The 24,386-nt window shown below is 66.2% G+C and carries 18 protein-coding genes; 5 read left to right on the forward strand and 13 right to left on the reverse strand.

The features are described from left to right. Positions 1 to 19: 19 nt before the first annotated feature. From QXZ94_RS18850 to QXZ94_RS18865, 4 genes are all read right to left on the reverse strand, one after another. Positions 20 to 1,312 carry an adenylosuccinate synthase gene (locus tag QXZ94_RS18850; RefSeq protein WP_315721683.1) on the reverse strand — a complete coding sequence of 431 codons (1,293 nt, stop codon included), beginning with the start codon at positions 1,310 to 1,312 and terminating at the stop codon, positions 20 to 22. A 378-nt stretch (positions 1,313 to 1,690) separates the two neighbouring features. Next, positions 1,691 to 2,374 carry an ABC transporter ATP-binding protein gene (locus QXZ94_RS18855; protein ID WP_315721684.1) on the reverse strand — a complete coding sequence of 228 codons (684 nt, stop codon included), beginning with the start codon at positions 2,372 to 2,374 and terminating at the stop codon, positions 1,691 to 1,693. Further along, the gene (locus QXZ94_RS18860; RefSeq protein ID WP_315721685.1) at positions 2,367 to 3,593 is read right to left on the reverse strand and encodes an ABC transporter permease; all 1,227 of its coding nucleotides are present in this window, start codon (positions 3,591 to 3,593) and stop codon (positions 2,367 to 2,369) included. Before QXZ94_RS18860 ends, QXZ94_RS18855 begins: the two co-directional genes overlap by 8 nt. Continuing rightward, positions 3,590 to 4,855 (reverse strand): efflux RND transporter periplasmic adaptor subunit, encoded by a 1,266-nt coding sequence (locus tag QXZ94_RS18865; protein WP_315726368.1) that lies wholly within the window; start codon positions 4,853 to 4,855, stop codon positions 3,590 to 3,592. Before QXZ94_RS18865 ends, QXZ94_RS18860 begins: the two co-directional genes overlap by 4 nt. A gap of 198 nt (positions 4,856 to 5,053) precedes the next feature. Here QXZ94_RS18865 and mgtA point away from each other — a divergent pair, with 198 nt between their 5' ends. The 3 genes from mgtA (at position 5,054) to QXZ94_RS18880 (ending at position 9,740) form a co-directional block, all read left to right on the forward strand. Then, positions 5,054 to 7,618 carry a magnesium-translocating P-type ATPase gene (mgtA, locus tag QXZ94_RS18870; protein WP_315721686.1) on the forward strand — a complete coding sequence of 855 codons (2,565 nt, stop codon included), beginning with the start codon at positions 5,054 to 5,056 and terminating at the stop codon, positions 7,616 to 7,618. A 144-nt stretch (positions 7,619 to 7,762) separates the two neighbouring features. Continuing rightward, complete coding sequence (locus QXZ94_RS18875; RefSeq protein ID WP_172181371.1) at positions 7,763 to 8,692, forward strand: DMT family transporter; 930 nt, start codon at positions 7,763 to 7,765, stop codon at positions 8,690 to 8,692. 115 nt (positions 8,693 to 8,807) lie between these two features. Then, positions 8,808 to 9,740: a DMT family transporter gene (locus tag QXZ94_RS18880; RefSeq protein WP_315721687.1), complete on the forward strand. Its 933-nt coding sequence runs from the start codon at positions 8,808 to 8,810 to the stop codon at positions 9,738 to 9,740. Between the two features lie 31 nt (positions 9,741 to 9,771). Here the strand turns inward: QXZ94_RS18880 and QXZ94_RS18885 are convergent, their stop codons facing one another. The 7 genes from QXZ94_RS18885 to QXZ94_RS18915 all read right to left on the reverse strand — a co-directional run bounded on the left by QXZ94_RS18885 (position 9,772) and on the right by QXZ94_RS18915 (position 21,093). Then, positions 9,772 to 11,457, reverse strand: a complete 1,686-nt coding sequence (locus tag QXZ94_RS18885; RefSeq protein ID WP_315721688.1) for a methyl-accepting chemotaxis protein — start codon at positions 11,455 to 11,457, stop codon at positions 9,772 to 9,774. A 110-nt stretch (positions 11,458 to 11,567) separates the two neighbouring features. Next, positions 11,568 to 13,424, reverse strand: coding sequence for an ATP-dependent zinc metalloprotease FtsH (ftsH, locus tag QXZ94_RS18890; RefSeq protein WP_315721689.1), 1,857 nt, complete (start codon positions 13,422 to 13,424; stop codon positions 11,568 to 11,570). A 198-nt stretch (positions 13,425 to 13,622) separates the two neighbouring features. Then, entirely contained in the window at positions 13,623 to 15,209 is a 1,587-nt protein-coding gene (locus QXZ94_RS18895) for an ABC transporter substrate-binding protein (protein WP_315721690.1), read from the reverse strand. A gap of 506 nt (positions 15,210 to 15,715) precedes the next feature. After that, complete coding sequence (locus QXZ94_RS18900; protein WP_315726370.1) at positions 15,716 to 17,380, reverse strand: mucoidy inhibitor MuiA family protein; 1,665 nt, start codon at positions 17,378 to 17,380, stop codon at positions 15,716 to 15,718. 199 nt (positions 17,381 to 17,579) lie between these two features. Then, positions 17,580 to 19,169, reverse strand: a complete 1,590-nt coding sequence (serA, locus tag QXZ94_RS18905) for a phosphoglycerate dehydrogenase (protein WP_315721691.1) — start codon at positions 19,167 to 19,169, stop codon at positions 17,580 to 17,582. Positions 19,170 to 19,436: 267 nt separating this feature from the next. Beyond that, entirely contained in the window at positions 19,437 to 20,609 is a 1,173-nt protein-coding gene (locus tag QXZ94_RS18910; RefSeq protein ID WP_315721692.1) for a phosphoserine transaminase, read from the reverse strand. Positions 20,610 to 20,802: 193 nt separating this feature from the next. Next, complete coding sequence (locus QXZ94_RS18915) at positions 20,803 to 21,093, reverse strand: hypothetical protein (RefSeq protein WP_172112511.1); 291 nt, start codon at positions 21,091 to 21,093, stop codon at positions 20,803 to 20,805. A 112-nt stretch (positions 21,094 to 21,205) separates the two neighbouring features. Here QXZ94_RS18915 and QXZ94_RS18920 point away from each other — a divergent pair, with 112 nt between their 5' ends. Together QXZ94_RS18920 and QXZ94_RS18925 are read left to right on the forward strand one after the other, a co-directional pair. Continuing rightward, on the forward strand, positions 21,206 to 22,192 hold the full coding sequence (locus tag QXZ94_RS18920) for an aldo/keto reductase (protein WP_315721693.1): 987 nt from the start codon (positions 21,206 to 21,208) through the stop codon (positions 22,190 to 22,192). Further along, on the forward strand, positions 22,189 to 23,040 hold the full coding sequence (locus QXZ94_RS18925) for an amidohydrolase family protein (RefSeq protein WP_315721694.1): 852 nt from the start codon (positions 22,189 to 22,191) through the stop codon (positions 23,038 to 23,040). The genes QXZ94_RS18920 and QXZ94_RS18925 overlap by 4 nt, the downstream gene beginning before the upstream one ends. On the opposite strand, the gene QXZ94_RS18930 is transcribed toward QXZ94_RS18925, so the two are convergent. After that, positions 23,041 to 23,496 carry a GNAT family N-acetyltransferase gene (locus QXZ94_RS18930; protein ID WP_315721695.1) on the reverse strand — a complete coding sequence of 152 codons (456 nt, stop codon included), beginning with the start codon at positions 23,494 to 23,496 and terminating at the stop codon, positions 23,041 to 23,043. Positions 23,497 to 23,524: 28 nt separating this feature from the next. Next, complete coding sequence (locus QXZ94_RS18935; RefSeq protein WP_315721696.1) at positions 23,525 to 24,352, reverse strand: outer membrane protein; 828 nt, start codon at positions 24,350 to 24,352, stop codon at positions 23,525 to 23,527. Positions 24,353 to 24,386: the final 34 nt, after the last annotated feature.

Here is a 24,386-nt window from a genome sequence, read left to right on the forward strand (position 1 = left end):
GCTGCGCTGTCGGGTCCCTTCACGCTTCGAAGGGATTCTGGACCAGAATAGTATCCTCGCGTTCGGGGCTGGTGGAAAGCAGCGCAATCGGGCAACCCACCAGTTCCTCGATGCGTCGGACGTATTTGATGGCCTGGGCCGGCAGATCGGCCCAGGAGCGTGCGTTCGCCGTCGGCTGCTTCCAGCCTTCGATGGTCTCGTAGATCGGCTCGACCCGGGCCTGAGCGCCTTCGCCTGCCGGGAAATGATCGATCTCCTTGCCGTCCAGCCGATAGCCGGTGCAGACCTCGATGGTGTCGAAACCGTCGAGAATGTCCAGCTTGGTCAGTGCAAGACCGTTAATGCCGCAAGTCCGCACCGCCTGGCGAACCAGGACGGCATCGAACCAGCCGCAACGACGCGGCCGGCCGGTATTCGTTCCGAACTCGCGGCCACGCTCGCCGATCTTCCGGCCCGTCTCGTTGTCCTGCTCGGTGGGAAACGGTCCCTGCCCGACCCGCGTCGTGTAGGCCTTGCAGAGGCCGAGCACGTAGCCGATCGCGCCCGGCCCCAGGCCGGCGCCGGTCGCAGCCTGCGCCGCCACCGTGTTGGACGAGGTCACGTAAGGGTAGGTGCCGTGATCGACGTCGAGCAGCGCGCCCTGTGCGCCTTCGAACAGCAGGCGCTTGCCCTCGCGACGCTTGATGTCGAGCAGCCGCCAAACCGTTTCGGTATAAGGCAGCAGCTTCGGCGCCAGCGCGGTCAGCTCGTTCAGAATGACCTTGCCGTCGATCGGCTCCAGGCCGAGCCCGCGGCGCAATGCGTTGTGGTGGGCGAGCAGGCGGTCGATCTTGTGCGGCAGCGTGTCGAGGTCGGCGAGGTCCATCAGGCGGATCGCGCGACGGCCGACCTTGTCCTCATAGGCCGGACCGATGCCCCGGCGGGTGGTGCCGATCGCGGTCGCGGCGCTCGCGGACTCGCGGAGCGCATCGAGCTCCCGGTGCAGCGGCAGGATCAGGGTGACGTTCTCGGCGACGCGCAGATTGTCCGGGCTGATGGACAGGCCCTGCGACTGCAGCTTGCTGACCTCGTCGAGAAAGGCTTGCGGATCGAACACGACGCCATTGCCGATCACCGACAGCTTGCCGGTGCGCAGCACGCCCGACGGCAGCAGCGCCAGCTTGTAGGTCGCGCCGTTGATGACGAGCGTATGACCGGCGTTGTGGCCGCCCTGGAAGCGAACGACGATGTCGGCCTGCTCCGACAGCCAGTCGACGATCTTGCCCTTCCCCTCGTCACCCCACTGGGCGCCGACGACGACGACGTTAGCCATTCGCAGCTCTTTCCTCTGCCAAGATCCAAAACAGCACGATCGGCTCGGACGATATCGCTTCCGATGAGGGGCCAGCCTGGCCAACCATGCGCCCAGCCCAAATCGCGGCCGGGACCGCTCGCTTGCGAGGCGACCCACCGGATAAAGGAAGCCGCCGGGCTAGGCAAGCAAGAACGGGCCCTCGGAGCACACAACAGCGCCACCAAGCCTTTGATAAGCCCCAAAATTTCATGCCGCCCCGGCTGCGGATGGGCGACCCGGGCCGGCGCTTCTGTCGGCGCCCTGACCCAGGCATGCTCATTGAGCACTGGAACGGCGGCGAATCTACGATCGAAGTTGCGAACCGGACGCACAGCTGCTGATCAGCACCGTCGCCGGTCAGGCCTGAATGCGCCCATCGACAACCTCGATGATGCGGTCGCAGCGCCGCGCCAGATCAAGGTTGTGGGTGACCAGCAGGAAGCTGGTGCCGACCCGGCGATTGACCTGTTGCAGCAGGGCGAAGACCGCCTCCGCCGACTTGGTGTCGAGATTGCCGGTCGGCTCGTCCGCCAGCACCAGATCCGGGTTCATCGCCAGCGCCCGCGCCACCGCGACGCGCTGCTGCTGGCCGCCCGACATATTGCTTGCGAGATGGCCCGCGAACTTCGCCAGACCGACCTGGTCGAGCAGCTTGGCGGCCTGCGCCTCGATCTCCGGACTCGGAAAACCGCGATCGACCAGCAGCGGCATCATGACGTTCTCCTTGGCCGTGAAGGCGGAGATCAGCAGATGCGACTGGAAGATGAACCCGATGGTGTGGCCGCGCAGATGGGTGAGCTCGGCATCGCTGAGCGCGGCGGTGTCCTGGCCCTTGATCGTCAGTCGCCCGGAGGTCGGCCGGTCGAGCAGGCCGACGATGTTGAGCAACGTGCTCTTGCCGGAGCCGGACGGACCGATCAGCGCAACGAACTCGCCGCGGTCGACCTCGAGGTCGATGTCGTGCAGCACCTCGCTCTCGGTCGGCTGGCCGACATTGTAGGCCTTGCAGACCTTCTCCAGACGCAGGATGACCTCAGCCACGGATCGCCACCACCGGATCGAGCTTGGCCGCGCGCAACGCCGGCGCGGTCGCCGCGAGCAGCCCCGTCACCGTCGCGATCAGGGCCGTGATGATGAAGAGCCGGCGTTCGAGGATCAGGGGAAATAGTTCCGAACCGTCAGCCTGGCGCTGAACCGCATGCCAATAGATCAACGCCCCCGCTCCCATCGCGGCGCCGAACAGTGAGCCGATGAAGCCGAGCAGCCCGCCCTGCAGCAGGAACACGCGCAGGATCTGGCCGCGCGAGGTCCCCATCGCCCTGAGAATGCCGATCTCCTTGGAGCGCTGGATCACCGAGACGATCAGCACGGCTGCGATGCCGAACGCGACCGAGAGCGCAACGAAGACGCGGATCAGCGTGTTCGAGGTCTCCTGCGCGCGCACCGCGGTGAAGAACTGCGCATTGGTCTTGATCCAGCTGTCGGCCTTGACCAGGTTCGCTGCCTGGATGCGCTGGGCGATATCCTCCGCCGCGTAGATGTCCTTCACGGTGATGTCGATGGTGGTGACGCCGCCGACCATGCCGAGCAGCGACTGCGCAGTGCGCAGCGCGACATACGCCGCGCGCTGATTGACGCCCTTGTTGCCGAGATCGACCAGGCCGGTCACCGTCAGCACGCGATTGGCGCCGGAGGCGGCCTGGACATTGAGCTTGTCACGAACGATCGCGCCGAGCTCCCTGGCCAATTCGGTGCCGATGATGATGTCGTCGCTGGTCAGCCGCGGCTCGCCGGCGACGATGTAGTCCGGCACGCGCACGATCTTGAAGTAGCTCTCCGGCTCGACGCCGGACAAGGTTACGGCGCGGCTGGCATCGCCACGAATGGCCAGCGCCGAACCGGAAATGGTCGGCGACACCGCGGTGATCTCCGACATCGCCAGCATCTGGTCGCGGATCTTGGGCCATTGATCGATCGAGATCACGCGCTGACTCGGGCGCTGCACGATCGGATCCTCGATGACGCCGTTGCCGTTGCGCAGGGGACGCGCGACCTGATCCGGCGTCAGCAGTTGAATCTGCGGCTGCGAGGTCAGCACGCGTTTGATGAAGTTGGCCTCGAGACCCGCCAGCATCGCCGACATGAACACGATCACGCCGACGCCGATCGCGATGCCTCCGATGATGAACAAGGTCTGCAGACGTCCTTCGCGCAGGAAGCGCACCGCCGCGATCCACTCGAACGGCAGCCAGCGGTTCACGGCAGCACCGGACGAAAGCGCTGTCCGGTCACGACACCCGAACTCTGGGGCACCGCGACGTCACCCGCATTCAAGCCGTCGACGATCTCGACATGACTGTTGCCGCGAATGCCGGCGCGCACCGGCAGCTTGACGGCGCGGCCGTCCTTGATGCCGAGCACCCAGGGCTGCCCGGAGGTGAGATCATGTACCGAGCGCACCGGCAGCTCGAGCGTGTCCTTGCGCGATGCGACCTCGATGTCGACCGACACCGTCATGTCCTGGCGCAGATAGTCCGGCGGATCCTTGACGGTCAGCTTGACCTGCACGGACGCGCGGGACAGATCGATGCCGGGATTGATGTAGCTGACGACGGCCGCGAAGCGCTTGTCGGGATAGGCATCCGCCGAGGCCAGCGCCGCCTGGCCGAGCGCCAGCTTGCCGAGATTGCGCTCGTCGATCTGCAGGACGAGTTGGACGTCGCCGGCAGGCGCCAGCACCAGCAGCGCCTTGCCCGGCTGGGCCACGGTCCCCTTCTCGACATTGCGCGTGATCAGCACGCCATCGCGGGGCGCCGAGATCGTTGCGTAGCCGAGCCGCGATTGAGCCGTGTCGAGATTGGCGCGCGCCTGGTTCAGCTGCGTCTCCGCCATCACGTGGTCGCTACCGCCCGGGCTGGCGGTGAAGACCTGGAATTCGGCCGCGCGCTTCTGCGCCAGAGCGATATCCAACGTCTTCTGCGCCTCGTCGAGCGCGGCGCGCGTGGCATAGCCATTGCCGGTCAGTTGCGAGGTCCGATCATAGCTCTGCTGCGCGTTGAGCAGCGTCGCCTGCGCCTGGCGCAGCGCCTCCTTCGCCGAGGGCAAGGTCAGCTCCGCGAGCTGCCGCATCCGCGCTTCGGCCTGCGCGACCTGTCCCTGGGCTTGCACCACCGCAGCCTTGAGCTCGCGCGCTTCCAGCGAGATCAGCGGCTGGCTCTTGGTGACACGCTGGCCTTCGAGCACGAGAACTTCATCGACGGTGCCCGTGATCTGGCTGCCGATCTCGACGCGGAACGGCGTCTCGACATGGCCGCTGGCAACGACCGTCTCGACCAGATCGCCGCGCCGGACCTGATCGACCGAGATCGCCGGGCCGAGCATGACGCGCACGCTCTGCCAGCCGCCGAGGCCGAGCAGCAGCACGACCGCCAGAATGAACCAGCGATGCGCCAGCAAGGCGGTCCACACCTTCGGCATTGGCTTGCTGTTCTGACGCGTGAGGGCTGCAGCTTGGTCGACCATGTCCATCAATACAGATGCGCCCGGCGGACCGGGCGGGATCTCGTCCTCGTGCTCGTCAACTTGCAGCCGCCAGCCCTGCGGCGCGGTTCCTGGAAATTAGGTCATGGGCGCATCGGGATGTTGCGCTAGGTCAACCGGGGCACGATGCTTCGTGCAATTCAGCCGTGAACATCTGTCCACGAACATGAACGGGCGCGCGTGACCACGGAAACCACCTCCGGCCTCCCCCGGTTCTGGCGCCTCTCGCCCGCGCAGGTCGGAGCGTCCCTGGGCTGCGATTTGAAGGGACTCGGCGAGTCCGACGCACAACAGCGGCTGCAACTCTATGGCCGCAACGCCGACTCTCCGTCGCACGTCGTTGGCCCCCTGCGCGCCGTGCTGCGCCGGCTGCTCGAGCCGCTATCGCTCATTCTGCTCGTCGCCGGCATCATCTCGATGGTGACAGGCGACGTGATCGGCGGCGCAATTATCGTCCTGATCCTGACGCTGTCGATCGGACTCGATACCGTTCAGGAGGGCCATGCCGTCAAGGCCGCGGAGGAGCTGCGGCGCTCCGTGGCCTTGAAGGCCGAGGTCAAGCGCGACGGCGCCTATCGCGAGATCGATGTCGACCTGGTCGTGCCCGGCGACATCGTGCGCGTGCGCGCCGGCGACATCGTTCCGGCGGATGCATTGATTCTCGAGTCCAAGGCTTTCACCGCCGGCGAGGCTGCCCTGACCGGCGAGCCCTATCCCGTGACCAAGCAGGCCGACCTTCCCAGCGACGAGAACGATACGTCGAACGCGCTGTTCCGCGGCTCGGTGGCGCAGACCGGCGAAGCCGTCGCTCTCGTCGTCAACACCGGGCCGAACACGATGTTCGGGGCGGCCGCCTCGGCACTGGCGGAAGCACAGGTGCGTACGCCGTTCGAGCGCGATCTGCACGAGTTCGGTCTGGTCGTCGCACGACTCACACTGGCGCTGGTCGTCATCGTGCTCGCCTTTCGCGTGGTGTTCGGCCGCGACGTGCTCGACTCGCTGTTGTTCTCGGTCGCGCTCGCGGTCGGACTGACGCCCGAGCTGCTGCCGATGATCACGACGGTGACGCTGTCGCGCGGAGCGCTGCGCATGGCCAAGCGCAAGGTGATCGTGAAGCGGCTCGCGGCGATCCACGACCTCGGCGCGATGTCGGTGCTGTGCACCGACAAGACGGGAACGCTGACGTCGGCGGAGATCACGCTGGCCCGCAGCATCGCGGCGGACGGCCGCAACGATCCGCGCGCCGCGGAGCTCGGCGCGATTGCCGCCGCGCTCGGCGGCGATCGCGGATCGCTCGATACCGCGCTGCTCGCAGGTGCCGATCAGGCCGCAGCAGGATGGGCCTTGGGCGGCCAGCAGACCTTCGACTTCTCGCGCCGACTCGGCTCCGTGCTGGCAATCCGCGGCACCGAGCAGATCCTGATCGTGAAGGGCGCGCCGGAGGCCGTCATCGAGCTCTGCACGCAGCAAAGGCAGGGCAGCACCATCGCCGCGCTCGACGACAATGGTCGTCACGCGATGCGCGAGCGCGTTCATGCACTGGCCCACGAGGGACTGCGCACCGTCGCGATCGCCTCGAAACCCTGGAGCGGTGTGGCCCGCGAAATCGAGACCGAGGACGAGCAGGAACTGATCTTCGAGGGCCTGTGCGCCTTCGCCGATCCGCCCAAGCCGACGGCGGCAGCCGCGATCGCACAGCTCGCCCGCGCCGGCATCGCATTGAAGATTCTCTCCGGCGACGATCCCGTGGTCGTCAAACGATTGGCGGGACTGGTCGGCCTGAAGGCCGACCGCGTGCTGTCCGGAAGCGACATCGCCGAGCTCAGCGATGAGGCGCTCGCGGTGCAGGTTCGCTCGGCCGACGCCTTCGGACGGCTCGCCCCCGATCAGAAATCGCGTATCGTCAAGGCGCTGCAGGCCTCGGGCGAGGTCGTCGGCTTCCTCGGCGACGGCATCAACGATGCGCCGGCGCTGAAGGTGGCCGACATCGGCCTGTCGGTCGACGGTGCGACCGGCGTGGCACAGTCCGCGGCCGACATGATCCTGCTCTCCTCCGATCTCGAGGTCGTCGCCGACGGCGTCGAGGAGGGCCGGCGGACCTTTGCCAACATCCTGAAATACGTCCGGATGGGCGCGAGCTCGAACTTCGGCAACATGCTGTCGATGGCGGTCGCCTCGATCGTGCTGCCGTTCCTGCCGATGCTGCCGACGCAGATCCTGCTCAACAACCTGCTCTATGACCTCTCCGAGCTCGGCATTCCCTTCGATCGCGTCAGCCCGCAGGCGACCGCGCGGCCGCAGCGCTGGGACATGAAGCGGCTGTTGCGCTTCGCCGGGATCATGGGGCCGTTATCGTCGCTGTTCGACTTCCTGACCTTCGGCGCGCTGCTCTATCTGTTCCACGCCACGCCCGACGAGTTCCGCACGGCCTGGTTCCTCGAATCCATGGCGACGCAGATTCTCGTCATCTTCATCATCCGGACCAACGGGCGACCATGGAGCAATCGGGCCGATCCGATGCTGACGGCCTCGTCGCTGACCGCGCTGTTCGCCGCGCTCATTGTTCCCTTCACACCGGCGGGCGCATGGTTCGGCTTCGTTGCCCCGCCCGTTGCCATGCTGGCTGGCATCGCGGTCCTGGTCGCCGCCTACTTGGTCAGCGCGGAAGCGCTCAAGTCTTTCGCCGTGAGAACCGGACGTCCACGACGTCACCACAGGCATCACCGTCAGCATGGACATTCATGACCGCCCTGGCTGCATGGTCGCGATGCATCTGCCCTCTTGATGGGCAACGGCAATTGGTGTCTGTCGAGAAGGCCGGGGAGGAAACAGCGGCCGGGACAACCGGGCCGAATGCCGCGGCGCACGAACCGGGTCCAAAACCGCCGTATGACCGCCGCCGATCCCCCTGCATCCGCCGCGCCTGCGCGCGCCTGGATCGCGAACCAACCCTACGTGCTGCTCAGCATCACCGCGCTGTGCTGGGCCGGTAACGCGGTCGTTGGCCGCCTCGCAGCCGGTCACATCCCACCGGTGACGCTGTCGTTCCTGCGCTGGTCGCTGGCGTTCCTTCTGATCTTGCCGCTGGCCTGGAAGCAGTTGCGGCAAGACTGGCCGGCGATCCGGTCCAAGCTGGGCATCATGATCGCGCTGTCGGTGACCGGCATCGGCGCGTTCAACACGCTGCAATACTGGTCGCTCGAATATACCCAGGCACTTAACACGCTGCTGCTGCAATCCGGCGGCCCGCTGATCGTCGCGATGTGGTCGATGCTGCTGCTGCGCGTGCACCTGACGCTGGCGCAGGCGATCGGCATCGTGCTGTCGCTCGCAGGCGTGCTGCTGATCCTGACGCGCGGCCACCCTACCGCGCTCGCCGACATCAGCTTCAACAAGGGTGACCTGATCTTCCTGGTCGCGATGGCGGTGTTCGGCTTCTACTCGGTGCTGACGATCAAGCGGCCTCAGATCCACGGTCTGTCGATGGTCGCTTTCACCTTCGGCTGCGGCGCAGCCAGCCTGATCCCGCTGTTGATCTGGGAACTCAACGCCCGCCCGGTGATGGCGTTCGATGCCCAGAACCTGCTGTCGCTGCTCTACGTCGCGATCTTTCCCTCGACCATCGCCTATCTCTGCTTCAACCGCGGCGTGCTCCTGATCGGCGCCAACCGCGCCGCACCGTTCTTCCACGTCGTGCCGGTGTTCGGCTCGATCATGGCGTTCGTGTTCCTCGGCGAGCAGCCGCAGATCTTCCACGTCATCGGCTTTGCCCTGGTGCTGAGCGGGGTCTACGTGGCCTCGCGCAAGCAGGCGACATGAGGCGCGGACTACTGAACGAGAGCGCCTGCATGGCACCAATTCGCGACGGCGCATTGCGTTGAGCCGGGATTTGGCCCACCCTCCCGGCTTCTCCCGTCAGAGCATCCCGCCTCCCTTGCCCGCCGACGACCTCAAGCCATCCTCGCCGTTCGCCTGGCTCAACAACCAGCCCTATCTGCTGCTGACGCTGGCGTCGCTGTTCTGGGCCGGCAACATCGTGCTGGCGCGCTACGTCGCCGGCCACGTGCCGCCGTTGACCTTGTCCTGCATCCGTTGGATCGGCACCTTCCTGATGCTATGGCCGTTCGCACGAACTCATCTCGTGCGCGACTGGCGCATTTTGCTGGCGAACTGGCCGCTTCTGCTGGTGTTGGCGCTGACCGGCTTCGCCATCAACAACGCGCTGTCCTATTGGGCGATGCAGTACACCCAGGCGCTCAATGGCCTGCTGATCCAATCCTCGGCTCCCCTGTTCGTCGCGCTGTGGTCGCTCGTGCTGTTCGGAGTCCGGCTGACGGCGGCGCAGCTCGCCGGCATCGCGATGTCCTTGACAGGCGTGTTGGTCATCTTGCTGCGCGGCGACCTCGGCGCATTGGCCGCCATTCAGTTCAACCGCGGCGACCTGATGTTTGCGGGCGCGCTGCTGGTGTTCGGGATCTATTCCGCCGTCATGACGCGACGGCCGGCCGTGCACCAGCTGTCGTTGATCTCAGCCTGCACCGCCCTGGGCGCGCTGTTGCTGCTGCCGCTGGCGGCCTGGGAATACGCCTCCGGCTTCGTGCTGCAGCTCGATCTGCTGTCGGTCCTGACGCTCGGCTACGTCGTGGTGTTCGCCTCGACGCTGGCCTATCTGTTCTTCAACCGCGGCATCGGCCTGATCGGGCCGAACCGCGCCGCGCCGTTTTTGCATCTCGTGCCGCTGTTCGGCTCGGTGCTGGCCATCCTCCTGCTCGGCGAGGAGCTGAAGCCGTTCCACCTGATCGGCTACGCGCTGGTCATCGCCGGCGTGATCATCGCGTCGCGCACGGGCCGCACCAAGGTCGCCTGAGCGAGGCGCGACGTCAGCGCGGCTGCTTCGGCTACGCCGTCCGTACCTTTGCCATGAAGCCGTCGACGGCCTGCTGCAGCAGCCCGGACTGGCTGTCGAGCTCGCGCGCGCTCGCCAGCACCTCGGAGGCGGCCATACCGGTCGCTTCCGCGGCCTTGGTGACGCCCCCGATATGCGCGCTGATCTCGTTCGAGCCGGCGGCGACCGACTGGATGTTGCGCGCGATCTCGCGGGTCGCGTCGCCCTGCTGGGAGATCGAGGTCGAGATCGAGTTGGTGATCTCGCTCATCTGGGCGATGGTCTGGGTGATGCCGCCGATGGCGGCGACCGCATCCTGCGTCGAGGTCTGCATCGCGGCGACCTGCGCCGAGATCTCCTCGGTCGCCTTCGCCGTCTGGTTGGCCAGCGCCTTGACCTCGGAGGCGACGACGGCAAACCCCCTGCCGGATTCGCCGGCGCGGGCAGCTTCGATGGTCGCGTTCAGCGCCAGCAGATTGGTCTGCGCCGCGATCGAGTGGATCAGCTTGACGACCTCGCCGATCTTCTCGGCGCCGGTCGACAGCACCTGCACGGTGGCATTGGTGCGCTCGGCATCGCCGACCGCCCTGCTGGCGATCTCGCTGGAGCGTGCGACCTGACGGGAGATCTCGTTGACCGAGCTCGACAGCTCCTCGGCCGCGGACGCCACGGTGCCGACATTGTCGTTCGCGCTCTGCGTGGCGGCGCTGACCGTAGAGGCGCGTGAGCTCGCATCGCTCGCCGTCGACGTCATCGACTCCGCGGTGTGCTGCATGCCCTCCGCCGCCGAGGCCACCGAGCGGACGATGCCGTTGACGCTGCGCTCGAAGTCAGCCGCGAGATTTTGCATCGCGGCGCGCCGCTCCGTCTCGGCGCGCTGCTTGTTCGCGGCCTCCGCCTGCTCGAGCTCGCGCATCCGCACCGCATTGTCCTTGAAGATCTGGACCGTGGCCGCCATGCCGCCGATCTCGTCACCGCGGCCGACACCGGGGATCTCGCCGTCGAGCCGCCCGTCGGCGATCTCCCGCATGCGGACGCCGAGGCGATCCAGCGGCACGCTGATGCTGCGGCTGATCAGCCAGGCGATGCCGCCGGCGACGATCGCGATGCCGGCGCAGGCCATCCAAATCATCCATTTCAGCGGCTGCATCTTGGCATCGAGATCGTCGACATAGACGCCGGTGCCGACGAACGTGTTCCAGCCGGGGATCATGACCGCATAGGAAATCTTCCGGGTCGGCTGCTCCTGGCCCGGACGCAGATATTCATAGTGCAGGGTCACGTCGCCGTTCTTGGCGACGCCGTCGCGCAGCTCGACGACCAGCTTGCGTCCGTTGAGCTCGAAATCGATGACGTTCTCGCCGCGCTGCTTCGGGTTTTGGGACAGGACCACGATCCCGTCCATCGTATAGGCGAACAGGTAGCCCGCGCCCTTGTCGAAGGTCATCGTCCGGCCGCGGTCGATGAACGCGTCGAGCGCCGCCTCCTTCGTCATCTTGCCGGCTTCGACCTCCTTGATGAGGCCGAGCGCCATGTTGCGCGCGGTCTCGACGATGGCCCTGCACTGCTCGATGCGGGCGTTGACCATCTCCCGATGCATCAGGTCGGCGGCGAAGCTACCGGCCGCGGCAAGCCCCAGGAGAGCGACACCGACCACGATGGCCAGCTTGGGGGCGATCTTCATATTGTTCAGCAGCACGCGACGAACTCCGCCCGATCGATGTCAACGATCTGTCAAGGTAACCTGCAGATCAAATGATCAGGCGATGGTTAGGGTTCGGTTGCGAATGCCTCCCGTATTAACCCGGATCAGCTCGGCACGGCAACATCCCCGGACGGGACCGGAGCGGAGGTCGGGCGCAACGGCGCGAACTCCTCGGCCGTCAGCGTCTCCTTGGCGATCAAGAGCGCGACGCCGCGCTCCAGATCCTGCCGATGGCCGTCGAGAATCGCCCGGGCGCGGGCACCGCCTTCGGCGATCAGGTCGCGGACGGCGAGATCAATTTCGCGACCGGTGTCCTCGGCCGCCGACACGATCTGGTCCTGCGGCTGCAGGAACGACACTTGCGGACGCGGCGCGTAGGTACGCTGACCAAGCGTCGCGTCCATGCCGTACTTCGTGACCATCTCGATGGCGATCTCGGTCGCGCGTTGCAGATCGTCGGCCGCGCCGGTCGAGACGTCGCCGTCGAAGATGATCTGCTCGGAAGCGCGACCGCCCATCAGCACTGCGATGCGGTTCTTGAGCTCGCTGACCGCGAGCAGGAAGCGGTCCTCGGTCGGCCGCTGCATCGTGTAGCCGAGCGCGCCGACGCCGCGCGGAATGATCGAGACCTTCTGCACCGGATCGACGCCGGCGAGATTGGCTGCGACCAGCGCATGCCCCATCTCGTGATAGGCGACGCGGCGGCGCTCGGCCGGGCTGAGCACGCGGCTCTTCTTCTCGATGCCCGCGACGATACGCTCGATCGCCGTGGTGAAGTCTTCGAACGTCACCTCGTGGCCCTTGCGGCGCGTCGCCGCGATCGCGGCCTCGTTGATCAGGTTGGCGAGATCGGCGCCGGTGAAGCCCGCCGTCAGCGCGGCGACCTTGTCGAGGTCGACGCTGTCCGCCATCGTGATCTTGCGGACGTGAACCTTGAGGATCGCGAGCCGCCCGCTCCGGTCGGGCCGGTCGACCAGCACCTGGCGATCGAAGCGGCCGGCGCGCAGCAATGCGGGATCCAGGATCTCCGGCCGGTTGGTGGCGGCCAGCAGGATGACACCGGAGCTCGGATCGAAACCATCGAGCTCCGCCAGCAACTGATTGAGCGTCTGCTCCTTCTCGTCATAGCCGCCGAGCTGAGCCCCCGCCGAGCGGCTGCGGCCGAGCGCATCGAGTTCGTCGATGAAGATGATGCAGGGGGCGGCCTTGCGCGCCTGCTCGAACAAATCGCGCACCCGCGCGGCGCCGACGCCGACGAACATTTCCACGAACTCGGAACCGGAAATGGAGAAGAATGCAACGCCCGCCTCGCCGGCGACCGCGCGCGCCAGCAGCGTCTTGCCGGTGCCGGGCGGACCGACCAGCAGGATGCCCTTCGGCACGTGCGCGCCGAGCCGGCCATAGCTCTTCGGATCCTTCAGGAACTGCACGACCTCCTGCAGCTCGAACTTGGCTTCGTCGACGCCCGCGACGTCGGCAAAGGTCACCTTGGTGTCGGTCTCGACATAGACCTTGGCGCGCGACTTTCCGATCGACATCAGCCCGCCGAAGCCCTGGCGGTCCATGACCTTGCGGCCGAGGAAGACCCAGATCAGATAGAACATCAGCGCCGGCACGACCCAGGACAGCAGCGTCTGGATCACGCCGCCCGACGGCACGCCGGTCACCGTGACGCCCTTGGTCGCGAGCTTCTCGGCCAGCGGCGGATCGACCCGTGCCGTGATGAACGCGGTCTTGCCGTCTGCCTGCTTGTCCTTGAACTTGCCCTGGATGGTGTCCTGGCCGACCGAGACCTCGGAGATCTTGCCCTGCTCGACCATCTGCTCGAACTGGCTGTAGGGAATCGTCTCGACGGTATTGTAGGTCGTCAGCAGCCATTGCAGCAGCAGCATGCCGACGCCGGCCAGGAAGATGTAGCCGACGGCAATGGCCTGCTTGCGGGTGTTCGGATCGGATTCCATGTCGGGCACTCGTGGCAGCGCTCCAGGACTCGGCAGCCGACCATGATCGATGCCGATGGAGCCTCGACTGCGTTTAACAAGCGAGGCCGTTCACACGCTTGTCCTGGATCAAGTCCGCCCGACACGACCGGAGCGTCATCCGGCCTGGCCGCATGCCGCTCCGTGCCGTCTTCTCAAGCCGCGCGGTGGGCGCCAGCCTCATTCCAGATCGATCGGCTGGTAGGATCCCGACTTGTCGAGCTGTGTGCCCCAGACCTTGTGCAGCGCCTGGTGATCGCCGCGGCTCAGGTTGAGCGAGGCGCCAAGTCCCATGTCGAGATTGCGCGTGCTCTCAAGCGTCTCCACCAGCCGTTCCGTGTCGAGCTGCGGCCCGCAACGCTTCAGGGCATCGATCAGGAGATTGGCTGCGACGTAGCCTTCGAGCGAGATGTAGTCCGGGACCTCGCCCGGAGACGCCTGCGCCAGCGCCGCCTTGAACTCGAGCACGGTGCTCGAATAGCCCGACACGGCCGGTACTGCCTGCGTGACGATGACGTTCTCGGTGAAGCGCGGTCCCAGCAGCATCAATTCCTGCGCCAGCGCGGTGGCGCCGACGATCGACATATTGGTGTAGATCATGCCCGGAAAAAGATCGCGTGTCTTCTCGATGAATTTCGCCGCCGGTCGCGTGGTCCCGACCATGACGATCGCCTTGATCGGCACCTTCTGGGCCCTGAGCTGCGCGACCGCCTCGTCCATGTCGATCGAGTTGCGGTTATAGACCAGGCGCACGATCGACGCATCGTTGAGGCCGGCGGCGCGATAGGCCCTTGCGACGCCTGCAAAGCCCTGCTCGCCGAGATCGTCGTTCTGCCCGAACACCGCGATCTGGTTCGGCCTGATCTTGCGCATCTTCAGCAGATAGCGCACCGCGGCGTCGGCCTCTTCGACGAAGCTCGGCCTGTAGTTGAAGACGTAGCGATCCGGAGGATCGTGCCGCACCACGCTGCCGCCCGTGAACGGCGCGAAGAACAGCACGCGGCGCTCCAGCGCGAACGGAACGGCGACGGCCGCCGTCGGCGTGCCGAGATTGCCGAGGAACCCGAACACGCGCTCCCTGTCCCAGAGCAGCTTCATCGCCTCAGGCGTCCGCGATGGCTCGAAGCCGTCATCGGCGGCAATCAGCTTGAGCATTCGTCCATGGACGCCGCCCGCGGCGTTGCTCCGGGCGAACGCGACCTCGATGCCGCGCTTGTAGCTCTGTCCGTTCTCCTTGGCGCTCCCCGTATAGGGGATGACCATGCCGAAGCGGATTTCCTGGTCGGTCACGCCCCGCACCTCGCCGGGCGCGGCCGGTCTTGCCGTGCTCACCGCCGCATTGGCTCCAGCCGGCGCAGCGGAGGTCGCCGGGCCCGGCGGCGGCGCACCGACGCTCCGCTCGAGATCGGCGAGCTGGCGCTCGACCAGCCGGCAGTCGGCGCGTCCGCCATTCACCGCGGCACGTCCCTCCGCGATGTTGCGCTCGAACTCGCGGGCAAGCTCGTTGCGATCATTCGGATTGGTCGACGCCTCGCGGATCGCTTCCTGAAACTTGGCGAGGATCGCCTGCACGCGACGGGTCGCTATGCTGGTGCATGCCTGAGACGACCCGATGATCGGGCCGACACGTCCGGCCAGCTCGCGGACGAGATTCACGTTGTCCGCCGAGAGGGCGCCACTTGCACTCCCCGTCAGGAAGACGGCAGCAAGAATCGCCGGGCTAAGCGAGCGCCGCGCGATGCACGAGGCGAGAGACAAAAATTGCATCTTGTAGACTGAGGCCTCCGTTCCTGTCCGCCGAACGACGCGCACAGACCGGACGCAAGCATGCGGCCAACCGGGATGGTCAGCGGCTGCGGTAATTCGGATATCGCCATGACGATTTGGAATGCCGGAAACATCAGGAAAGAATCGGCTTGGTCTGCCCGAAGATCGGGACAAGCCGGTCATTTTTTCCTACGGCCGCTTGATCGCGAAAGCTCTTTTTCCCGTATCCTGCAGTCGTAGCTTCCGAATGCCGCCGCTTGCTACTTGCATCCGCGTCCGGGTGAAGACACGGCATGGCCGGCATCTACGACGGCTTTAAGTTCGGATGAGGGCAGACCTGACGCAATCAGGCCTCAGCTGCGTCGATCGGGCGGAGCAAGCCGGAGCAGGATCCGAAACTCCTGATACCACCAATGTCCGCGCCCCGATCTCAAGTTGATAGAACGATCATCGGGGCGCGTGACGCGGGCGGATGTCTGCACACCGGGCCATCCGCCCATGATCGGCTAACCTGATGGGCTCATCACCACCGTCTTGTCCTTCGGCCAGCGGACGCGCCAGGCAAACGAGAGCTCTTTCGTCTCGCCGGGCTTGGCATCGAGCATCCACTCGGTGACGCCGCGGCGGTCGCGCACGTTGGTCGATGTCGGCGGCGTGGTCGCCGGCAGCATCTCGACCGTGATCTCCTCGTTCTCGCTGACCGGCAGCTGATCCTGGATCGCGACCTTGACCGGGAAATCGTGCGCGTTGCGAATCGTCGTCTTGAAGGCGCGCTCGTCGATCTTTGCCGTCGTCACGATCAGGCCGGCCGAACCTTCGTTGCGCTTCACCACGGTGCGCTCGACCTTGACCTTGTCGTCAGCCCCGAAGCCGAGGCGAACGGTCTCGTCCTTGCCGGCGGCGGCCAATTTGCTGCTGCCGACGAACATGCCGTCGCGATAGATCGACACCTTGCCCGGCAGCAGCGGCGCGTCCTCTCCTTGTGTGAAGCTCGCCTCGAGATAGGCAGTGGGATCGGCCACCGGCGCCGAGCGAATGATCAGCTCCGGCGTGATCGTCGCGGTGGAGATACGCAGGCTCTTGGCGCCATCATTGGTGCCGATGCTGACGCGTCCAGGAAGACGGAAGGCAGTCTGGTATGCACCAATCTCAACGGCGGTCTCGCGCTCCTCCGCCCGCTTGGCAGGCTCGGGCGCGGCTGCAGCCGGCGCATACGACTCCATGCTTCGCTGCCTCGGCGCCTTGTCGGCCAACGTGCCGAGTTGCGCCATCGGCGGCGACGGCGGCGGCGGATACTGCGCGATCACGGTCCGCAACTCCGGCGCGCTGCCGCCGCGGCCCGTGCGTACCGTCGACACCGAGAGCGCGACATCGGACCAGTCCTCGCCAGTGGTCTGCTGAATCTCCGCGCGACGCACCAGCTCCAGCGCGGGCTTGCGGTCTTTGGCGGACGTCTCCAGACGCGCATCGTAGAGTGGCACCCAGCGGGCGTTGCGCACGGCGTAGGTCACGCGCAGGGTCGTCCTGGTCGCCGTCGCTGCCGACAGCTCGATCTGAACCTCCATCCTGCTCGGCGGTTTGGCCGCGCGATCGGCCTGCAACCGCGCGATCTCGCGATCGATGTCGCGCTGCTTGCGCTCGGCGTCTCTTATGGCCGCGTCGGCCTGACCGACCTCCTCGGCCACGGCTGCAAATGCATTGCGCCACTCTGTGATGGGGCGTGCCTCGCCCTTCTCGCCGAGGCCGGCGGGAGAGGCTTCCGCAAACCGCTCGGCGAATTTCTTCCGCGCAAGCGCGGCGGCGATCGCGCCGTCGAGATTGGCACGCTCGTCCTTCAGCGCCTCGATGCGCTTGTCGATCTCAGGCAGATTGACCGGGGGCGCCGCCCGCGGCGGCTTGGCATCGACGGTGCCGATCACGAGCTTCGCTCCAGCCGCGCCCTCGACCCGCAGCGAAGAGACGTCGAGCCCGAGCGGAAAATCCTTGGCAACGGCCGTAGAGTCGCCGGCCGGAAGATCCAGCGAGATGACCCGGCTCACGGTGGCACCGTCGGGATAGACGGTGACCGCATCCACCGTGGACGTGGCGTCGAGGTTGGCAGCATGGCCGGGCACAGCCGTCAGCGCGGCGCCCAGGACGAGACCGGTGGCAATCAGGCCCTTGTTTCGCATGGTCATCTCATTCTCCGCAGCCCAACACCCTCGAGACCGGATCAGCCGGTCCTTCATCGGGCGTTAGACGCAGGGAAAGTTGGCCGGGTTCAAACGAGTCCGGCGGAGATGATCATTCGACTTCGCTGAAAATGACAAAGGCAGCACGGCAGAATCTGCCGTGCTGCCCCGCTGGCTCGACTAGGACAGCCTCCGGCGATCAGAACGCCAGCGCCTTGGCCTGCTTGACCTGCGGCAGGGCCTGGATCTTGGCGAGCAGCTCCGCCGGCACCGCGCCGTCGACCTCGACCAGTGCGATCGCGTCACTGCCCGGCGCGACGCGGCCGAGGTGGAAGGTCGCGATGTTGATCTTGGCATCGCCGAGCAGGCTTGCGAACTTGCCGATGAAGCCCGGCTTGTCCTCGTTGGTGACGTAGATCATCGACTTGCCGAACTCGGCGTCGACACGGATGCCCTTGATGTCGACGAGGCGCGGCTTGCCGTCGGCGTATACTGTGCCCGACACCGCGCGGTCCTGATGCTCGGTGGTGACCGCGACCGTGATCAGGCTCTCATAGTCGCTCTCGCCGGCGCGCAGCACCTCGTCGACGATCATGCCGCGCTCCTTGGCGATCACCGGCGCCGACACGACGTTGACCTCGCCCAGCATCGGCCTGAGCAGGCCGGCCAGCACCGCCGAGGTCAGCGCCCGGGTCTTCATCTCGGCGACGTGGCCTTCATAGGTGATCTGGATCTTGGTGATGCTGCTTTCGGTGAGCTGGCCCGCGAACGATCCGAGTTTCTCGGCGAGTGCGATGAACGGCTTCAACTTGGGCGCTTCTTCCGCGGTGATCGACGGGAAGTTGATCGCATTCGAGATCGCGCCGGTGAGCAGGTAGTCCGACATCTGCTCGGCGATCTGCAGCGCGACGTTCTCCTGCGCTTCCGTCGTCGAGGCGCCGAGATGCGGCGTGCAGATCACGTTGGCATGACCGAACAGGGGATTGCTGGTCGCCGGCTCCTCGGCGAACACGTCGAGGGCGGCGCCCGCGACATGCTTGCTGTTGAGGGCCGCGAGCAGCGCCTGCTCGTCGATCAGGCCGCCGCGCGCGCAATTGATGATGCGCACGCCCTGCTTCATCTTGGCGATCGCCGCGGCATCGATGATGTTGCGGGTCTTGTCGGTCAGCGGCGTATGCAGCGTGATGAAGTCGGCGCGCTTGAGCAGCTCGTCGAGCTCGACCTTCTCGACGCCGAGATCGAGGGCGCGCTCCTCGGTGAGGAACGGATCGAATCCGATCACCTTCATGCGCAGGCCCTGCGCACGGTCGCAGACGATCGAGCCGATGTTGCCGCAGCCGATCACGCCGAGCGTCTTGCCGGTGATCTCGACGCCCATGAAGCGGTTCTTCTCCCACTTGCCGGCCTGCGTGGACGCGTCGGCCTGCGGGATCTCGCGGGCCAGCGACAGCATCATCGTGATCGCATGCTCGGCGGTCGTGATCGAATTGCCGAACGGCGTGTTCATCACGATGATGCCCTTGGCCGTCGCCGCGGGGATCTCGACATTGTCGACGCCGATGCCGGCGCGGCCGATCACCTTGAGCCGCTTGGCGCGCTCGATGATCTTGGCGGTCGCCTTGGTGGCGGAGCGGATCGCCAGGCCGTCATAGTCGCCGATGATGTCGGCAAGCTTGTCCTTGTCCTTGCCGAGATTGGGCTGGAAGTCGACCTCGACGCCGCGGTCTTTGAAGATCTGTACGGCCGCGGGCGACAGTGCATCGGAGATGAGAACTTTGGGCTTTGACATGACGATGATCCTTCACGCCCCCTTTGTGAGGGGGCCGCGCAGCGCGCGGAAATGGGGAAACATACAGGGTGGGCAAAGCGCAACGTGCCCACCGCTCTCTCGCGTCAGGTGAGATCATTGGTGGGCACGGCGCGTTGCGCCTTTGCCTACCCCTACGTTGTCGTCAACTCCGTCATTGCGAGGAGCGAAGCGACGAAGCAATCCAGACTGTCTGTGCCACCCTGGATTGCTTCGCTGCGCTCGCAATGACGGCGAGACCAGCGCGTGTCAGGCCGCCTTCGGCAGCGCGGCCTTGGCCTCGGCGAACGCCCAGTCGATCCACTGCGTCAGCAGCGCGACGTCGCTCGCTTCCACCGTGGCGCCGCACCAGATGCGCAGGCCGGCCGGCGCGTCGCGATAATGCGCGAAGTCGAAGCCGGCGTTTTCCTTCTCGACCAGCGACACCAGCTTCTTGGCGAAGTCGGCCTGGGCATCGGCCGACAGCGCCGTGATCGCAGGATCGACCACCTTCAGGCACACCGAGGTGTTGGAGCGGATCGCCGGATCCTTGGCGAGGAAATCGATCCAGGGCGTGCGCGCCTTCCAGTCCGCCAGCACCTTGGTGTTGGCGTCGGCGCGCGCGATCAGCGCCTTGAGTCCGCCGATCGACTTGCCCCAGTTCAGCGCGTCCAGATAGTCCTCGACGCACAGCATCGACGGCGTGTTGATGGTCTCGCCTTCGAAGATGCCGGCATTGAGCTTGCCGCCCTTGGTCATACGGAAGATCTTCGGCAGCGGCCAGGCCGGCTTGTAAGTTTCGAGACGCTCCACCGCGCGCGGCGACAGGATGAGCATGCCATGCGCGGCCTCGCCACCGAGCGCCTTCTGCCAGGAGAAGGTGACGACGTCGAGCTTCGGCCAATCTAGTGGCTGAGCGAATGCGGCTGAGGTGGCGTCGCAGATGGTCAGGCCTTCGCGGCTCGCGCTGATCCAGTCGGCATTCGGCACGCGCACGCCCGACGTGGTGCCGTTCCAGGTGAAGACGATGTCGCTGGCCGGGTCGACCTTCGACAGATCCGGGATTTCGCCATAGCCGGCGTGCAGCTTGGTGACGTCCTTGAGCTTCAGCTCCTTGACGATGTCGCTGACCCAGCCTTCGCCGAAGGATTCCCAGGCGATCGTGGTCACGGGCCGCGCACCGAGCAGCGACCACAGCGCCATCTCGACCGCGCCGGTGTCGGACGCCGGAACGATGCCGATCTTGTAGTCGGCCGGCACTTCGAGCACGTCGCGCGTCAGCTCGATCGCCTGCTTGAGCCTGGCTTTGCCGATCTTCGCGCGATGCGAGCGGCCGAGCGGGGCGTCCTTGAGATTTTCGGAGGTCCATCCGGGGCGCTTGGCGCAGGGGCCGGAGGAGAAATGCGGCACGGCAGGCCGCTGCGAGGGCTTCGCTGCAGTCATCGTCTATCCTTCCAGATAGTAAGCCTCCCGTTGGGGGGAGGTGTCCCGCCGTGGTGATTAAGGGAAGCGCCGTTCCACGTCAAGGAACTTCGCGCACGCGTTCACGCAGTCGTGCTGGCATATGGCGCGCCCGACTGCGCTTCGAGAAGTTGTCCCGAATGTCAGCGGGAGATGTCCTGCCGCACGACGCGAACTAATCCGGTGCCGACCCGATCGGTGCCTGGCCCGCGGGCGGACGGTGCAGGAACGTCATCGACGCGTAGGCGCCGATCCACGAGCCGACGGCGGCGAAGGCCACATAGATCCAGTTCTCGGTGTAGCTGATCACCGCGAACGACGATAGCGTGTACCAGATCGCGCTCCAATTCGCGGCCGGCAATCGCCGCCGCGCGACCACGGCCGATGTGAACATGACATACACCGCGTCGGTCGCCGCCGTTGCCGCGACGACGCCGAGCGCCGTCAGTGGATTGATGTCCGGCATCGTTCCCCCCTGCTCGTCCATGCCGTATCGCACAACGCCGTGACGTTGTGTCGTCCGACCTGCTCATGCACAATGACGCGAACTGCACGCGCCCAACAACAAGGATAGAAGAATGCAACGCGTCCGTCTCGGGAGGACCTCACTCGACGTCACACGGCTTGGCCTCGGCACTGCCCCGCTCGGCGGCCTGTTCGAGCCAGTCAGCAATGCCGATGCCGAGGCGACGATCGCGATGGCCTGGTCGCGCGGCGTGCGCTTTTTCGACACGGCGCCGTTGTATGGCTTCGGTCTCGCCGAGCAGCGGCTCGGTGCGTTCCTGCGGCAGCAGCCGCGCGACAGTTTTGTGATCTCGACCAAGGTCGGCCGGCTGTTGCGCCCGGATCCGAGCGCAGCGGCGGAAGATCCGCATTACAAGGGCACGCCGCCGCTCCGCCCGCGGTTCGACTATTCCTATGACGGCGTGATGCGCTCGGTCGAAGAGAGCCTGGTCCGGCTCGGCCTCGATCGAATCGACATCCTGCTGGTGCACGATCCCGACGATCATTATGACGAAGCCCTGGCCGGCGCCTTCCGGGCGCTCCAGCGGCTGCGTGATGACGGCAGCATCAAGGCGATCGGCGCCGGCATGAACCAGTCGGAGATGCTGGCGCGATTCGCCGAGGCCGTTGCGGTCGACTGCTTCCTTCTCGCCGGCCGCTACACGCTGCTGGATCAGGGCGCGCTCACGGCGCTATTCCCGGTCTGCCGGAGGCAGAACATCGCCATCCTGCTCGGCGGCATCTACAACAGCGGCATCCTGGCCAATCCGCATGGCCACGCCAAGTTCAACTACGAGGACGCCGATGCCGCCCTGGTCGCGCGCGCGCGTCAGCTCGACGCGCTCTGCAAGGAGCACGGCGTCAACCTCAAGGCGGCCGCCATCCAGTTCTGCCTCGCCCATCCCGCCGTGACCGTCGGCCTGCAGGGCGCCCGCAATGCGCAGGAGGCGGCCGACAACCTTGCGATGGCCGAAACGGTCATCCCCGCGGCGTTCTGGCGCGCGCTCCGTGCCAGCAATCTGGTCGACCCGCGCGCGCCGCTGCCGGGAGAGGCACCATGAGCCGCGCCATCGACGCTCACCAGCATTTCTGGGATCCCTCACGTGCTGATTATCCGTGGATGGCGGGCGACGCGCTGGCCCCAATCCGCCGCCCGTTCGGTCCCACCGACCTTGCCCCGCTGTTGGCAGAGAACGGTCTCGATGCCAGCATCCTGGTGCAGACGCGGTCGTCGCTCGAAGAGACCGAGGAGTTTCTGCGCATCGCCCATGACACGCCGTTCATTGCTGGCGTCGTCGGCTGGGTCGATCTGACCGATGCGTCGGTGGGATCGACGATCGACCGGCTGCGCGAGCTGCCGGGTGGCGAAAAGCTGGTCGGCGCGCGCCATCAGGTTCATGACGAGGCGGACCCGGCGTGGCTCGATCGCGGCGACGTCAGACGCGGACTGGAGCGCGTCTTCGCGCACGACCTGACCTACGACCTGCTGGTGCGCACGCGCGAGCTGCCGGCCACGATCGCGACGGTGCGCGCTTTTCCAGAAGCGCGCTTCGTCCTTGACCACGCCGCCAAGCCGCCAATCGCCACGGGGTTCGATCAGAACTGGGCCGATCGCATCGCCGAGCTCGCGACATACGGCAACGTCTGGTGCAAGGTATCGGGACTGGCCACGGAAGCCGTCTGGACCGACTGGGACGCGGAGCGGCTGCAGCCCTACGTGTCGCACGTCGCGCGTTGCTTCGGCGCCGACCGGCTGATCTTCGGCTCGGACTGGCCGGTCTGCCTGCTCGCGGGCGAGTATGACGAGATCAGGCAGGCGCTCGAGCAATGCCTGACGCAGCTTCCTCCGGGGATTCGCGACAAGGCGTTCGGCCCGAATGCTATTGCTGCGTACCGTTTGCGCTCCTGATCAGAACCGCATCACCATGCCGAAATGGCTCTTGGCAAAGCCGAGCCGCTCGTAGAAGCGCTGCGCATCGGTGCGGCTCTGGTGCGTCATCAGCTCGACCAGATTGCAGCGGCGGCCGCGCGCCTCGGCAATGGCCCATTGCAGCAGCTGCTCGCCGATCCCCAGGCTGCGTCGGTCGGTCGCGACGCGGACGTCCTCGACCAGCGCCCGCGACGCGCCTTGCGAGCTCAGGCCCGGCAGGATGCACAATTGCAGACAGCCGACCACCCTGCCCGCGTCCGCGGCCACCACCAGGGTGATGTTCGCATCGCGCGCAATCGCGTCGAACGCCGCGTAGTAGGTATCGGGCAGCGGCTCCTCGACGCGCTCGCGCGCCCGGCCGAGATGGTCGTCGGCCAGCATCGCCACGATGGCGCCGACGTCCTCGCGCCGCGCGGGCCGAATGGTGATCGACATGGGGTCTGCCATCGTCGCGACGACAGGCTCAGAACTTGTAGCCGACGCCGGCGCGCACCGTGTTGATGCTGGTGTCGACGGTCGAGGTGAAGCGGATGTATTCGTACTCGGCGCGCGCAAACAGGCCACCCACCAGATTGACGTCGACACCGAGGCCGGCGCTGTAGCCGTAGATCAGGTGGTTGTGCTGAATGTTGTTGGAGCTGAGCGGCGTAAGCGCCGTGTAGGTGCCGAGCTGGGTGGCGCTGACCCGGTCCTGAACGGTCACGGTCTGTCCGAGATCGGCGTTGCCGAGCGCGAGGCCGAAGAACGCATAGGGCAGGAAGCAACCCAGCGCGTAGCCGGCGCGGCCGCGGATGGTCGCCATGTCCTTGATCGAGATCTGCGAGGTCTGGGTCGAGGTCACGCTGTGGTAGTTGCCGTCCGACAGCGCGGCGCTGCTGACCAGCGAGCGGCTCGACGAGGCACTGCCGCCGAACTTGCCATGCAGATAGCTCGCCTCGACGCCGAGCACGACGTCGTCCCACTGGCTGTTGTAGCCGACGAAGGCGCCGAAGCCCGAGGATCGTGAAGATTGCTTGCCGAGATTGGTGTTCCAGGACGACACCTGCATCTCGCTCTCGATCAGCGTATTGGCCAGCACCGCCGCCGTCATGTTCTTGGTCGAGCCGTTGAAATTCTCGTCGGACGAACCATAACCGCCCTGGACGCCGACATAGTAGCCGTCCCAGTTGACCCGCGCATTGCTCAGGCCTTCGGTCAGGCCACCTCTCAGGATCGGAAGGTCGGGCATATCGGCGGCCTGGGCAGCCGAGACCATGCCGCACACCGAAACCGCCACCACCAGGCTACGCATCGTCACGCTCCAATCAGCACTGAACTCTCGATGA

The organism is Bradyrhizobium sp. SZCCHNS2022, from assembly GCF_032377575.1.
Classification (GTDB): Bacteria; Pseudomonadota; Alphaproteobacteria; order Rhizobiales; family Xanthobacteraceae; genus Bradyrhizobium; species Bradyrhizobium aeschynomenes.

Bases quoted from the DNA above. Each gene is read 5' to 3' on its own strand.
- QXZ94_RS18850 (WP_315721683.1), bottom strand. From the start codon at position 1,312: ATGGCTAACGTCGTCGTCGTCGGCGCCCAGTGGGGTGACGAGGGGAAG.
- QXZ94_RS18865 (WP_315726368.1), bottom strand. From the start codon at position 4,855: ATGGTCGACCAAGCTGCAGCCCTCACGCGTCAGAACAGCAAGCCAATG.
- QXZ94_RS18875 (WP_172181371.1), top strand. From the start codon at position 7,763: ATGACCGCCGCCGATCCCCCTGCATCCGCCGCGCCTGCGCGCGCCTGG.
- ftsH (WP_315721689.1), bottom strand. From the start codon at position 13,424: ATGGAATCCGATCCGAACACCCGCAAGCAGGCCATTGCCGTCGGCTAC.
- QXZ94_RS18895 (WP_315721690.1), bottom strand. From the start codon at position 15,209: ATGCAATTTTTGTCTCTCGCCTCGTGCATCGCGCGGCGCTCGCTTAGC.
- QXZ94_RS18900 (WP_315726370.1), bottom strand. From the start codon at position 17,380: ATGCGAAACAAGGGCCTGATTGCCACCGGTCTCGTCCTGGGCGCCGCG.
- serA (WP_315721691.1), bottom strand. From the start codon at position 19,169: ATGTCAAAGCCCAAAGTTCTCATCTCCGATGCACTGTCGCCCGCGGCC.
- QXZ94_RS18910 (WP_315721692.1), bottom strand. From the start codon at position 20,609: ATGACTGCAGCGAAGCCCTCGCAGCGGCCTGCCGTGCCGCATTTCTCC.
- QXZ94_RS18915 (WP_172112511.1), bottom strand. From the start codon at position 21,093: ATGCCGGACATCAATCCACTGACGGCGCTCGGCGTCGTCGCGGCAACG.
- QXZ94_RS18920 (WP_315721693.1), top strand. From the start codon at position 21,206: ATGCAACGCGTCCGTCTCGGGAGGACCTCACTCGACGTCACACGGCTT.
- QXZ94_RS18925 (WP_315721694.1), top strand. From the start codon at position 22,189: ATGAGCCGCGCCATCGACGCTCACCAGCATTTCTGGGATCCCTCACGT.
- QXZ94_RS18930 (WP_315721695.1), bottom strand. From the start codon at position 23,496: ATGTCGATCACCATTCGGCCCGCGCGGCGCGAGGACGTCGGCGCCATC.
- QXZ94_RS18935 (WP_315721696.1), bottom strand. From the start codon at position 24,352: ATGCGTAGCCTGGTGGTGGCGGTTTCGGTGTGCGGCATGGTCTCGGCT.